The 10851-nt window shown below is 36.3% G+C and carries 14 protein-coding genes and 1 pseudogene; all 15 read right to left on the bottom strand.

Going from position 1 to position 10851, the window contains the following annotated elements; all coding sequences use genetic code 11:
* Nucleotides 1-149 precede the first annotated feature (149 nt).
* A pseudogene (locus K5Q34_RS11955) lies at nt 150-269 on the bottom strand (CHAP domain-containing protein); the annotation flags it as partial.
* A 362-nt stretch (nt 270-631) separates the two neighbouring features.
* Nucleotides 632-1153, bottom strand: coding sequence for a hypothetical protein (locus tag K5Q34_RS11390; protein WP_221865041.1), 522 nt, complete (start codon nt 1151-1153; stop codon nt 632-634).
* A 9-nt stretch (nt 1154-1162) separates the two neighbouring features.
* Entirely contained in the window at nt 1163-2281 is a 1119-nt protein-coding gene (locus tag K5Q34_RS11385; protein WP_253214123.1) for a CHAP domain-containing protein, read from the bottom strand.
* A gap of 9 nt (nt 2282-2290) precedes the next feature.
* Nucleotides 2291-4006 carry a hypothetical protein gene (locus K5Q34_RS11380; RefSeq protein WP_221865040.1) on the bottom strand — a complete coding sequence of 572 codons (1716 nt, stop codon included), beginning with the start codon at nt 4004-4006 and terminating at the stop codon, nt 2291-2293.
* 12 nt (nt 4007-4018) lie between these two features.
* Nucleotides 4019-6526: an ATP-binding protein gene (locus K5Q34_RS11375; RefSeq protein ID WP_221865039.1), complete on the bottom strand. Its 2508-nt coding sequence runs from the start codon at nt 6524-6526 to the stop codon at nt 4019-4021.
* 78 nt (nt 6527-6604) lie between these two features.
* Nucleotides 6605-7018, bottom strand: coding sequence for a conjugal transfer protein (locus tag K5Q34_RS11370; protein WP_253214125.1), 414 nt, complete (start codon nt 7016-7018; stop codon nt 6605-6607).
* A complete protein-coding gene (locus tag K5Q34_RS11365) occupies nt 7015-7236 on the bottom strand; it encodes a hypothetical protein (protein ID WP_024408551.1) in 222 nt (73 codons plus the stop codon). The genes K5Q34_RS11370 and K5Q34_RS11365 overlap by 4 nt, the downstream gene beginning before the upstream one ends.
* A gap of 23 nt (nt 7237-7259) precedes the next feature.
* On the bottom strand, nt 7260-8234 hold the full coding sequence (locus K5Q34_RS11360; RefSeq protein WP_221865038.1) for a conjugal transfer protein: 975 nt from the start codon (nt 8232-8234) through the stop codon (nt 7260-7262).
* An 11-nt stretch (nt 8235-8245) separates the two neighbouring features.
* Nucleotides 8246-8917 carry a hypothetical protein gene (locus tag K5Q34_RS11355; RefSeq protein WP_221865037.1) on the bottom strand — a complete coding sequence of 224 codons (672 nt, stop codon included), beginning with the start codon at nt 8915-8917 and terminating at the stop codon, nt 8246-8248.
* A 104-nt stretch (nt 8918-9021) separates the two neighbouring features.
* On the bottom strand, nt 9022-9312 hold the full coding sequence (locus tag K5Q34_RS11350) for a Txe/YoeB family addiction module toxin (RefSeq protein ID WP_208572364.1): 291 nt from the start codon (nt 9310-9312) through the stop codon (nt 9022-9024).
* Entirely contained in the window at nt 9309-9548 is a 240-nt protein-coding gene (locus tag K5Q34_RS11345) for a toxin-antitoxin system antitoxin component (protein WP_024406422.1), read from the bottom strand. The genes K5Q34_RS11350 and K5Q34_RS11345 overlap by 4 nt, the downstream gene beginning before the upstream one ends.
* Nucleotides 9549-9605: 57 nt before the next feature.
* Nucleotides 9606-9881 (bottom strand): hypothetical protein, encoded by a 276-nt coding sequence (locus tag K5Q34_RS11340; RefSeq protein WP_221865036.1) that lies wholly within the window; start codon nt 9879-9881, stop codon nt 9606-9608.
* 11 nt (nt 9882-9892) lie between these two features.
* Nucleotides 9893-10126 carry a hypothetical protein gene (locus tag K5Q34_RS11335; RefSeq protein ID WP_221865035.1) on the bottom strand — a complete coding sequence of 78 codons (234 nt, stop codon included), beginning with the start codon at nt 10124-10126 and terminating at the stop codon, nt 9893-9895.
* Nucleotides 10127-10187: 61 nt separating this feature from the next.
* The gene (locus K5Q34_RS11330; RefSeq protein ID WP_044761062.1) at nt 10188-10484 is read right to left on the bottom strand and encodes a hypothetical protein; all 297 of its coding nucleotides are present in this window, start codon (nt 10482-10484) and stop codon (nt 10188-10190) included.
* Nucleotides 10485-10592: 108 nt separating this feature from the next.
* Nucleotides 10593-10851 (bottom strand): hypothetical protein (locus K5Q34_RS11325; RefSeq protein ID WP_221865034.1); only part of this gene is annotated, 259 nt, incomplete at its 5' end.

Raw genomic sequence — 10851 nt, 5'->3', positions numbered from 1 at the left:
TCGAACAAATTCTTCTCCAGGAAAAGGCACATAGGAATGTTTTTCCGAACTATTTTTCATCTGGAGTTTCAAAATACTTGATGATTTTCCGAACTTTTTTGCACGTTAGCTATAATAAAAAAAACAAGCCACTTAGTGACCTGCTCATTTCATTTTCCAATAACATAACTTAAAGTTTTTGCTGTACCTGCATCAATCACACGATAGTTAATAACTCCTAATCCCTGGACGTTACTTTCCGAAATCAAGATAGAACCATCTGAAGAAACTAGTTGATTTAACTCATAAATAAAATCAAAATATTTGTCATAATCTTCATAAGGAATCAATATTGTAACTTCTTTCATTCTTTCGTCTATCCTCACTATCATTAAATATTCTGTCTCATAATAATAGTGTATCATAATTTTTTGAGAACTAACATAAAATATATAGTTTATTAAACGCTTAATAAACGAAAGTCTAACAATCGGATTTAACAAATTACCTGTTTTAGAATTATCTAAATACAAAATGAAACTATCAGACTGTAAAAAGTCCAAAAGATAGTCACTCACAAACTTTTCTATCTCCTCATCTCTAAACTTCATCTTTATATAAACCTCTTTGATAATCTGCTATTCATTACATTTTACCTAGTCAACACCTCTTCAAATTGTACAACTTTAGAATCTTGTATTTTAAACGAATACTGTTTCCGTCTTTCAAATGCACCATTATAAGCTGGAGAATCTTCTTTAAACGTTACATCCGCAAAGTACAACGCTCCCTTCTTATAGACTTCAATATGTTGTAGACTCCTTTCTACAAGTGTCACACTAGCACTTGTTCGTAATACCTTACTATTTTGATATTCTTCTACTTCTGATTGTAAAGCCACCACATCCGAAATCGCAACATCCAAACTAGAATCTCCCGCTATATCTTCTAGCTTTTTCTGTTTTTGAGCTAATTTCTCTAAATCAAAAGACTGCTCAATATAAGTTTTCATAAAATTATCCGCAATAACATCGAAAGAACTATACTCCTTCTGAGTAGCATTTGTCGTTTGAATTGGTTTAACTACGGTCTGTTCTTCTGATTGGTTCGTTTCTTTCGAAGTACAACCAACTAACAGTAACAACAGACAACTAGCACAGACTAATTTCTTCATCTACTTTCTCTACTTTCTATAAGCATATGTATAGTTTGCTTCATGACTAATCACTCTATAATGTACTTGGGAACGGTTCCCTTGCCAATTACACTCGCTAATCAAAAATGTACCATCTGGATTGACATGCTCAATAAATGTGACATGACCGTATTCCCCAAAAGCCATAGAAACAACTCCACCAACAACTGGAGTGGAACTTTGTTTCCAACCACGAGCGGTTAGACTGCCTACCCAGTCTTGACCATTTCCTAAGTATCCATAACCATCAGAAACCGTAATGATTCCTGTTTCCATTAAGCGATTATAAACATACCAGGTGCATTCACCTTCTGGATAACCACTTCCAGCCTGTGTAATTAATGAAGTTGTACTTGGATGACCATACTTTAACTTTCCTGCATACTCTACTGGAAAATCCCAACCAGATGCAACTGTACCTACTCCTGAAATCAATGGTTCTGTAGGCGGGTCTGGTGTACCGCCATTTTCGTCAATATATTTATCGAAGGCTTCCATAACCTGTGCCCTAGCTTTGCCAGTCCCTGATGTATCTGTATAATAAACACCTTTACTAATCGGCAAGACTCCCAAAGTATACTGACTAGCACGTTCATCCATAATTTGGAGATTATAATTTCCTAGCTGTTCAATTTGATAGGTTCTAAAATCATTAAATGCTCTTTCTGGTCCCCAATGCCTTCCTTGGTCTGGGTCATTATCAAAACAACCATACCCCCAAATATTCGCATCAGGATATTGTTTAGCGACTCCTGCTGTACCATAAGAAGATTCCATTTGTGCAAAGGCTACTAAGACTCGGACATCTATTCCGCTCTTTCTTTGAGCTTCTAAAAAGCTTTCTCCACTTGCTCGACCAACAGGCTCATACCCTTGACTCCGAATAAAACCATTGATTTGTTCGACAGTAATACCGTATCTCCTATGTAAAAAATGATGGGTATAGGCGCTGCCACTTGTCCAATGTTTAACATAGACAACACCGTTTACAGTCTCTTCTGTCCCACTAGATGAAGATGCCCCAGCCACAATCAATACAATGACAATCGGAAACACAAACAAAGGCAGAATACCAATAAAGAGCTTTTTCAACCATTTCAATTTCAAAATGACCTCCTATTCCACATTCCCATCTGGAATATCTACATCTACTGAAATATCATCCATAGATGGAGTGTCTACATCCACTAGAATATCGTCTATAGCTGGTGTTTCTACATCTACTGGAATATCGTCTATGTCTGGTGTTTCTACATCCACTGGAATATCGTCTATAACTGGTGTTTCTACATTCACTGGAATATCGTCTATGTCTGGTGTTTCTACATCCACTGGAATATCGTCTATAACTGGTGTTTCTACATCCACTGGAATATCGTCTATAACTGGTGTTTCTACATCCACTGGAATATCGTCTATAACTGGTGTTTCTACATCCACTGGAATATCGTCTATAACTGGTGTTTCTACATCATAAGAACCATCTTCTGGACTAAAGTAATGATATTTCAAGACATTCATATAGAATTTTCCGTCTTTAACCAAATTGTCTACACCATCTTTCCCACTATCCATTCCTACATTGATTTCTGATGTAAGCAAGCTATTGCCACCTATAAAGAAATACAAAATCGGTTCTTTAAATTTCCAGATAATAATATAAACAAAGTATTGGACAAACGGCGAGACGAAATTAGATGCTATTAACATAGTAGAGGTACTCTCTTGAAATTGACCTCTCAAACCTAGGTCTATCAGCTTGTTAATCATCGCTACAGATAAAATCATAAACGAACCAATAGAAGGAAGCACTGCGCTAGTCAATAATAATTTAATCGCTCCTATTAAAACATTCTCCAATTGAGGGACAAAAGATGCTAGTAAGAAAAACGGAAAACCAAGTATAACAACTAGAACCAACAATTCTGCGACTAGTCTTAACAGATGAATAACAATATAAGGAATTGGAAGAAGAATCGCCTTACCAATCGAACCAACCACATAAAACATTTTCATAAACAGATAGTCGCCAACCGCAGAAACCCAGCTATTCTTTTCTGTATTATCTTTTGCACCATGTCCTAAACGTTGCAATTCCTTTTCTCTATCACTATTAGAAGCCTGATTAAATGTTCCATCCGCATCTGACCAACCTAGAATCTTTTTATTATCCAATACTTCTTCTTGCTCCGTCTCCTTATTGAAAAACTTACCATCTATTCGACCTGTATTGACATATAAGTAGGTTTGATAAGACGTTTGAGCTATATAAGAATCTGAAAAATCAAACGTTGTATCTAATGTTTCTGTTTGTTCTTCTCCAACAGAAAATTCTAAACTGATGGTATCGACCACTTTCAAGGCTTCATTAGATAAATCACGGATGCCATCAAGGATAAACAGACCTCCCCCTGTCCCTTCAATTGTCCCAAAGTATCCAAAGCCTAGGGCAATAACTACCAATACATGTAGCACCTTTTTAGAGAAATTCTGTCTACCTAACAACCATATAATGAACAAATAAACCGCAACGACTGACAAAAGGACAAAGACAACCGAACCTTGCACTAGCCGTCCGTCATCACTGCCTACCAACTCTTTCCAAAGTTCTAGTGATGCATCATAAACAATCTTCTTATAGAGGTCATAAATAGAAAAAGATTCTAAAATGTTAATAATCGTTGAGAAGACTAATACAATCACATTCAAAATCGCAAAAAGAAAATTGACAAATATATCTGTCAAAATCGACCAGACTCCCGTATCAAAACCATCTGTCGGCTCAATATAGGCACGAAAAGAAAAAACATCGATACCTTTTAATTTATCCATATTCTTTCCTCCCTAGTTCGCATATTTACTTTCAAGGTTTGACGAAACAGTGGCTTCCATCGGTTTTAACAGTTCGTCAATAGCCTTATGAGGAGTATGGACTGAAATCATATTGACATTGCCGTAGACATCTTTGTACAGACACTGTCCCGAAATCATATGTTTTACCCATTCCACATTTTCTTCTGTTGTCTCTAGTCCCATATGTTCGAGTATCAATACGTATTCCTTTGTCTCTTTAAAAGCAAAGAGTGTACCAAATCCTGTACCATCTTCTTCTGTACGTGTATCCTCCACAGATTGAGTAATCAAACCAAGAATGTTACTATAATAGCGTCCGATACGTTTCATATTCTCCACAATTTCTTTGCCTTCGTTACTACGCAACAAGACCCACGCTTCATCAAAATATTCAATCGTATCTTCTTTCCGATTATTTTCACCGAATCGACGACAAAAAGCACCTAACGCAAACATAAGAGCTACTGACTTCTGTTCATGGTCAGATATTGTCACGCTATCTTTCCCAGAACTCGGTAAGGATAGGTCCGCAACTTCTAAAATAATATTTCTATCGTCATAGCTAAGACCCGATACATCACCATAAGAAAATGCCAACTCTAAAATTGAACTATCAATAATGGATTGGAGGTAATAGCCCAAGTCAGAAATTTCTTTGCTTTTATTCTCAACCAACAATTCAATAACCGTTCTAAAACCAACCATTTCTCCGTTACTTCGTTGTTCGACTACAGTTGATACGACTTCTCCAATAGCTGTTTTTTGTGTTAATTCTAAACGTTCACCCGCTAATAAGTAAAATATCATATTCTTTGCCGTGCTAATAGCATCCACAGGAGATAACATAACAATCGGGTCTAGCACTCCTTTGTTAGATGGTTCTTTGGCATCTAACGTCACAAATTTAAATCCTTGAATATGTTTGACCATATCAGGATATTTTTTCTGAAACTTCTGATTGTTTATTTTTGCTTCCCAATGTTTCCGAATCGACCGTTTAGGGTCAATATAAAGTTGTCTTACATCTAAAAATGAGGTCAATATAAAAATCATTTCTGCAAGATAGGATTTTCCTTCCCCCGTTGCACCAGTTATCGCAAAATGAGGATTCTTGGTTTGTTTCCCTTCAATATCTTCTTTATTGCCGACAGTAGGGTTAAATAGGACAAGATTTTTAGAAGAATAAACGGCACGCTGTAAATTGTCCCATTGCTTTAGATTATTATCCACCCGACCTATGTACCAACCAATTCTGTTTCCAGAAAAGGTATTGGTAAATAGCATTAATTCAGATAAGCCTTTTGCTATCACTAAATGATTCCAAAACTTAGCATTTTTAGTCAAACGCTGTCCCATTAAATGAGATTGGAATAGGTACATCGTATCAAATTTACTTTCAAACAAACCGACTCGCAAATCTTGGAAATAACTCAACAGAGCCGTTCTTCTCTTACGCAATTGTGCCACAGACGAACCACAGACCATTAGTGTGACACAACATTCAATCAACTGTTCTCGTTTACCAACCTTACGCATTAAATCTTTTAACGACATATTTCCCAAGATAATCTCTTCTTGTTGTACAGTATTGGTAGAATGAGCTTCTTTCATGATATTGTGGTAGCGCACATTGCTTCTAGCCATCGTCCCACGGATACCTGAGCTTTCAACATATTCTCCCAAAATTTTCAAATGGACAGGAAATTGGAATCGTTGTAAATATTCTCCAATATGCATTCCGTTAATAATAGTTGGAAAACGACCAATAGGCAACATGTCTACGTAGGAAATACCATAAGGACTTTCAAATTTTAGATACCCTCCATCCTCAACCGTGATGACTGTATCCGAAATATTAATTAGTTCCCTATTCGCAATCACTTCTTCTTTCAAGTGTGGAATATAAGGGATAAACTCCATTGCTTGATAATAATAGAGTTCTTCATTTGCCAAACGTTTTGCTTTTAAAGCATTTAGAATCTGAAAAACCTTCTGTTCATCATCTATATAGTCCTCATACCAGTTTTCTTTCTGCTCAACAGTATAACCAGCTAAAGCCAGTAGACCAGACACAATCTTATCTGACTTGTCTTGTACCAATTCTTTAAAACTACGAGACGCTAGAGCTGAACGAATATCAATCCCTACAACCCAATCATATTGATAAGGAATTTCCATTTCAGCAGTCAGATCAGATACAACTTTAGATAAATACCGTTTGCCAATCTCCCGACTATCTTCTGACAGAGCTTTTGAAAAATCCCTCATTTTTTCTTCTAGTAGATAATCTTTAGGGATAAGGGAAATTTCAAAATACTTTTGATTGTTTAGCTTATTTAAGATGCGGGTTACTTTTTCCTTATGTTGTTCCTTCTTACGGGAATCTGTTACGGTGATAGGTGTATTCGGAATACGATAAAAGGCACGTACTGTGCCATCCTTCCTCAACCCCATATTTTCGTGCGTTGCACAAATCGGATATGCAAGTTCTATTGTCATCTGTTTCCTCACTTTTACTATATATTTTGGCACGTCTTACCGTGCTATATCTACGCAGACTTTGACATCTGCACAGATTTAATTGTTTATTTTTTCAAAGCGAAATTCCCTATAAATAGGAACTCGTTTTGATTGATAGATAGCTTTTTTATTCAGACCGAAGTCAATCATATAGCGAATGACTCCACGAATATAAGACAGCATCGTTTTTCCATCTATCTCATACTCAGAATACCAGCGCCCTAATTGATTAGGGATATAGTAATACAGTAGCAATTCCAATCCTCTTGTAAAGAAATAAATCACTTCCATAATTGGTCTAAAAACAGTCATCATTAACACAAATGTTACGATAAAAACAACAAAAAAGGACAATTGTCGTGGCACAGATAAACTGATTAAGACCTTTCCTTTTTTTGTCCTTACCTCTTGAATCCAGTACGGGGCATTGAGTCCCCTAGCATAGTCATAGATTTCTCCTTCATCCATCATAGACCTGTTTCTACCCCAAACCAGCGTAATGCTACACCGATGAATGACAAAATAGCATCGCCTTTAATAACAGATACAATAATTCCATAGAATACTAAGACAGTCCCCAACTCAACCCAATCAGACTTCTTCCAAGCCCGAATCAATAGAATGACCGCAACAGCAGATAAGGCGATTAAGCCATCGCCATTTAAAAATTCTGACAAACCTTCAAACATATTTTGTCTCCTTTATTATTTAATTATTTAAAATAGTGATACATTTTTTCAACATACCAACCGTTATCCTGATTTTGTAGATATAAAGTAAAGTTTTCCGTATGAACTGCTCCGTTACCTTTATCTAAAAAATCAACAGAAACTTGTACGATAACTTGTTTATCTTCCTGATACATCAGCAAGCTATCCTCACGAATCGAGTCAACCGTGTACTGTCCACCCATTAAAAATGGTTCTTTCATCACTAAGCCTAAGTCTACTTCACCACTCAAAGCGTACTTATCAAAGAAGACCGTTAAGAATTCCTGAATAGAATCTTGTTCACTCTCATCTAAAACAGTCACATCTTCACGTTTCTTACGTTTTAATGGTTCTGCTTCTCCTAATAAGCTATCTTCTTTTTTGAAATACGGCGGACTAATAATAGACAATAGTCCGTTATCTATTCGAAAAGGAATAGACAATACTCGAACTTTCGACACAGTTTGACCTTGTTCTACCGTTTCAAAACTAACTTTCATATCCGCAATATAAAAGCCGTCCTCTTCTGTTAGACCAATCAAACTACTACCTGTATACGTCCTATTTTGTTTGATAGAATCTGTGTAACCAGACATACCGAACGAAAAATAATAGTCCAGCTCTTTTAAGCGTTGGTCTGCTGTATTTGCATCATAGGTCAGATAGATTTTTAAAAAATCAGACATGTACTGTCTGACCTTCGAAATATCTATTTGATTATTTTTAGGAAGGTCTGACAAGGAAGCTTCAAACCGTTCTACCTGTGAACCCAACGTGGCTACATTTGACGAAAGACCAATGGCACGAAAAGCACCTAATAGCCCAACAAGAAAAAGGACTAGTAATAGTCCATAGACCAGCATATTAGCTGTTTTTTGACGAACCAAGGTAAGAGTTGGAGCATTTTTTACCTTCTTCATTTTTTTAAAGCGTGCAAAATAGGTTTTCAGTGATTGAAAAATAGGTGCATTTTTCAACTGTTACCTCCTCATAAAATACCCTTTTTAATTTTTAGATAAGCAGTAGATAACAAGAGCAAGAATCCTGAAAGAATGGCAGTCAGCGAAACAACCTCTTGTGTCCCTGTTTCTGGTAAGCGTGTCATTTTTCCATCTTTTGTGGGAATATAGACGTTACCATCGCTTTTTACCTGTGCTCCAACTGCTTCGGGAGCAACCGTTTTTAGCGTTCCATCGGTTTCTTGAACCACTACTTGTCCTTGTGTTGTTCCAATAATCTTTGAACCATCTTCTTTTTGAATAGGCTCAAATGGAATTTCTTCCGTGGCAGTTGGTTTAGTTTCTGGTGCAACAATCACAGGTGGTTCAACTTTGGGTGGTTCTGATGTGGTAGGGGAAGTTTCTTTCGGTTCTTCCTTAGGTGTCTCTACTGGTGTTTCCTCTTTCACTTCTCCAGTATCCACAATAGGCTTTTCAATTGGAACTTCCCCTTTATTCTCCTCAGAAACACTTGGTGGAGTTTCTACAGATGTCTCGTCAACAACTGTATTTTCACCATCATCTACTACATCCTCAGAGACAACAACCACTTCTTCATTTGAGAGTGGTTTTACTGTGCCTTCATCCGCAAATGCAGTAACACCTGTAGAAAGTGCTAGACCTGCGACTGTTACAACTGACATCATTTTTTGTTTATTCATCGTAAATATACTCCTTTTTTTATTTTAGATAGTTTATAGACTTGTCTAGGTCTATTTTAGAATTATTATAAATAAAAAAGACAAGCCCACTATAGAACTTGTCCTTATTTATTTTTAGGTAACCGTTGCTCATAATGAGTCCAAGCAGACCATATCTTAACAATCTTCTGTTTCTTATCAATCGTATAAACAACCCTATGTTGGACATTTAATCGCATAGAATAAATTTCCTTGTTTTTAGGATGTAATTTTTCCATTCGCCTTTTACGACTATATGGGTTCTCTTTCAAGATAGAAACAACTTCGTCAAAATCACTTTTCAATCCAATAGCCATCAGCCTAGGAATATCATCTTTTTTGACCAGCTTGTGTGGAATAACTTTCCATTCACTCATAGCGCATCCTCAATTGAAAAATCATCTTCTGACTCATTTTCCATACGCTCAAAAACAGTCGAAAGTGTTCCAGTATTCTCCAAATAGGCTAATTCCTTTAAAGCACGATAATCTGCCATAGAAACAACTACAACACCATCTCCATCATCCCCAACTAAAATTTCCAATTCTTCATGATTATCAATAACAGATTGAGAAAGATTGTAAATATCTTTACGGAAGGTTGTTAAATTCATAGTTAGTATACCCCTTTTATTTTCTTATACCCATTATAGCGTACGTTGTTACGTACGTCAATTATTTTTAATCATATTCTTGAAAATATACTCATTTTGAATAATCACTCGTTGAGTTGCTCGAATTAAGGCTCTATCCATTCTTGTATAATAGTTGATAAGGTCACCATTTAACTCAAATAGAGCTGGAAAATAATGACTACCATCACAATCTACTACACAATGCAAGAATGGACGTTTCTTCCCTATTTCTAAATAAATAGATAAATTCCATAACTGGTCTCTAGTATCATCGTATACCGTACCTCGGTATAAAGGCGCAAAATTCCTCATTTCCTACCTCTTTACCATTCCTCCTCATCTTCTGTAGCCATATCTAGTGCACGATAGATATAATCTGACTCAAACCAGAGGAAGTCATTTACTTCTACCTCCGTAGCACCTTCTGGAAACATATCTTCCAACAAGTACATCAGCTCATCTTCTTTGTAAGCTTCAACAACTGTATCGACAGTCGTTGTTGCTCCTGACCATGTACGAATATCATGAATAGACGAAACTTCTTTTTTAATAAGCATATCTAAAACTCCTTTTCTATAAAAAGAAAAGGCCAGTCCAACAGACCAGCCCTCAAACTATCTATTTTGTATGTTCTAAGAAGCGTTTACCATTTGCGACAAGTGCCCCTTGAAACTTACGCATTTCCTTATTGAAATACGCATATTTCTTCGACAATTGACGAATTTCTTCAATACCTAGTTTCGTCAATTCGTTACCTGTAAACTCACCAAGCAATTCATTTTCAAGGTGTTTTTTCAAGCTTTCATGATATTCATAAGCCTGTTCCCAATCACGAGCCTGTAGCGATTCTCCAAGCAAACCAGCAGTCTTTTTAATATCTGTAATCACTTTATTTTTTTCTTCTTTTGTAGCCATCTTTTCTTTTCCTTTTATCTTTCTGTTTTTATCTTTTTCTACTGTCTGTTCACTTATTTATTCAAGTTTGTTGGAGAGCGATTTTTTATCATAAGAGCTTATTTCCTTTCATTCATAGGCTCGTAGACGACCTAATAAGTTATACTCCTTAATCAGGCTAATCATGCACGCACACTTCATCTCATCTGTTTCAACTAACAACTCCTCACGTAGCTGGTTACGTTTCTTAACCGCTAAAGCAGAGAGACTCGCTTCATACTTCTTCAACAGCTTGTTATACTGATAATCAATATTTCTATCATGACGATAAGCTGGAAAATTTTTCTTACGAATCAACGTGTTTAATTGATTTCTTATCGCAGAAAGT

The organism is Streptococcus sp. 2018110 (assembly GCF_019754115.1).
Lineage (GTDB): Bacteria > Bacillota > Bacilli > Lactobacillales > Streptococcaceae > Streptococcus > Streptococcus hashimotonensis.
The sequence above is the reverse complement of the archived record's forward strand: the minus strand, read 5'-3'. Positions and strand labels throughout refer to the sequence as shown.

What these genes read in the sequence shown, in the direction of transcription:
- K5Q34_RS11345 (WP_024406422.1), bottom strand. Translation starts at nt 9,548, where the DNA reads ATGAATTTAACAACCTTCCGTAAAGATATTTACAATCTTTCTCAATCT.
- K5Q34_RS11350 (WP_208572364.1), bottom strand. Translation starts at nt 9,312, where the DNA reads ATGAGTGAATGGAAAGTTATTCCACACAAGCTGGTCAAAAAAGATGAT.
- K5Q34_RS11335 (WP_221865035.1), bottom strand. Translation starts at nt 10,126, where the DNA reads ATGCTTATTAAAAAAGAAGTTTCGTCTATTCATGATATTCGTACATGG.
- K5Q34_RS11375 (WP_221865039.1), bottom strand. Translation starts at nt 6,526, where the DNA reads ATGACAATAGAACTTGCATATCCGATTTGTGCAACGCACGAAAATATG.
- K5Q34_RS11330 (WP_044761062.1), bottom strand. Translation starts at nt 10,484, where the DNA reads ATGGCTACAAAAGAAGAAAAAAATAAAGTGATTACAGATATTAAAAAG.
- K5Q34_RS11365 (WP_024408551.1), bottom strand. Translation starts at nt 7,236, where the DNA reads ATGTTTGAAGGTTTGTCAGAATTTTTAAATGGCGATGGCTTAATCGCC.
- K5Q34_RS11390 (WP_221865041.1), bottom strand. Translation starts at nt 1,153, where the DNA reads ATGAAGAAATTAGTCTGTGCTAGTTGTCTGTTGTTACTGTTAGTTGGT.
- K5Q34_RS11380 (WP_221865040.1), bottom strand. Translation starts at nt 4,006, where the DNA reads ATGGATAAATTAAAAGGTATCGATGTTTTTTCTTTTCGTGCCTATATT.
- K5Q34_RS11370 (WP_253214125.1), bottom strand. Translation starts at nt 7,018, where the DNA reads ATGATGGATGAAGGAGAAATCTATGACTATGCTAGGGGACTCAATGCC.
- K5Q34_RS11355 (WP_221865037.1), bottom strand. Translation starts at nt 8,917, where the DNA reads ATGAATAAACAAAAAATGATGTCAGTTGTAACAGTCGCAGGTCTAGCA.
- K5Q34_RS11340 (WP_221865036.1), bottom strand. Translation starts at nt 9,881, where the DNA reads ATGAGGAATTTTGCGCCTTTATACCGAGGTACGGTATACGATGATACT.